Genomic DNA, 1,520 nt, shown 5'->3' on the forward strand with positions numbered 1-1,520 from the left:
CAAAGATGCTTACCGCCACTGACACGCGCTTACCCTCGTGCGCTGCCCCTTTCGGGCCCCGACCCTCCCCCCCCCCGGGTCGGGGCCCGATCCCGTCCCGGGCAAGCACGGGCGCGCAGGCGTGATTGATGCCGCTGCCGGACGGTAGGGCGCTGGCCCGTGCCGTTCGCGGTCGGCGCCAGGACGTGGGCGTGCCGTAATCGACTCCACGTCCGTCAGGTCCGGCACCTGCTGCGGGGTGGAGGTGCACAGTTCAGGGCGGGGACGGGCTCGGGAGAAGCGCCTCATCGAGCGCCGCTGCGGCTGGCGGTGGGGCGCCCGTCCAGCACGACGGCATTTGCCATGCACGCGCCATGAAACCTAGGGTCGGGCGCATTCTGATCATTGACACGGGAGTTCCCGCAAATATGCGCATTCACCGGCTCGTCAGCGTCACGACCACTGCCTTGCTCTGCCTCACGACGCTGACCGCGTGCGGGAGCGGCGACGAGGGCGGATCCGTCGGTGGGGCACTGGGCAACCAGGCACCCGCTAAGAACGGCGGCACCGACGGTTCGGGCGGCTCCGACGGCGACGGCAAGGCCGGCGCACCGGGGCTGCCCAAAGCGGGCACTATGGCGAAGGCAGCCCAGATCGTCAACGCCTACGGCGCCTGCAACGACATCTCCACCGACCCGAAGGACGACGACTTCTTCCCCGGCGACGAAACCTACGACAGCAAGTGGGGCGTCACCGAGCGCGGGGCCTGCGGCAAGGGCACCCGCATCTTCATGTTCAAAGACCTCAAGACCTTCCAGACCGCGTACAAGGCCCAACTCGATGCAGACCGCAAGGAAAGCCCGAACAAGGGCCACCGCGGCAAGTTCCTCCTCGGCCAGGACTTCGCCGTCCTGCCCGACCAGAAGCCCGTCATCCGCAACGCGATCAAGCCCGGCGGCCTCCTCATCCTCAACTGCCACCCCGACTTCAACCCACCCACCGGCTACCGCAAAGACCCCGCACTCGTGAAAGGCTGCGTCCTGACCGACTACTTCGAGGACTGACCGGCGCCACGCACCGCAACAGCCGCCTTTCGTTGCAGACAAGCCCCCGCTCGGTCGGGACGGGGAGCTGACACCCTCCTGGGGTGCGGTGTCGGCGGCCGCCCGCCGTCCAGGCGGCCACCGACACCCTGGCCCCGGTCAGTGGTGGCGCCGGCCCCATGACTGGGTGTCGACCGTGCGACCACGGTCATCGCGCAGCGTGGCGGTGTCGCCGTTGTTGCCCCAGATGTATTCGCGGCTGTTCTGGAAGAGGTCGGTGCGGGTGTTGTGGCCGGTTCCGGTGTGGATGCGGATGGTGGCACGGGCGTTGATGCGGACGTTGTCGAAGCGGTAGCGGTTGCCGTCGGCGTCGCGCAGGGTCCAGCCGCGGAGGTTGACGGCATCGCGGGTGGTGTTGGTGATCTCGACCCACTCGTTGTTCAGGGAGCGGTTGGAGTGGTCGTCGCGGCCGGGGCTGTCGGCCTGGACCCGGCTGAT

At 68.6% G+C, this 1,520-nt stretch carries 2 protein-coding genes; one reads left to right on the top strand and one right to left on the bottom strand.

What is annotated here, in order from left to right; all coding sequences use genetic code 11:
- The first annotated feature begins 407 nt into the window (after window positions 1–407).
- Window positions 408–1,043, top strand: a complete 636-nt coding sequence (locus ACFXA3_RS42375; RefSeq protein ID WP_385196844.1) for a hypothetical protein — start codon at window positions 408–410, stop codon at window positions 1,041–1,043.
- Between the two features lie 138 nt (window positions 1,044–1,181).
- Here the strand turns inward: ACFXA3_RS42375 and ACFXA3_RS42380 are convergent.
- The coding region (locus ACFXA3_RS42380) for a lamin tail domain-containing protein (protein ID WP_385196846.1) at window positions 1,182–1,520 on the bottom strand (339 nt) is incomplete at its 5' end.

Origin of the sequence: Streptomyces sp. NPDC059456 (assembly GCF_042750055.1) — a bacterium.
Lineage (GTDB): Bacteria > Actinomycetota > Actinomycetes > Streptomycetales > Streptomycetaceae > Streptomyces.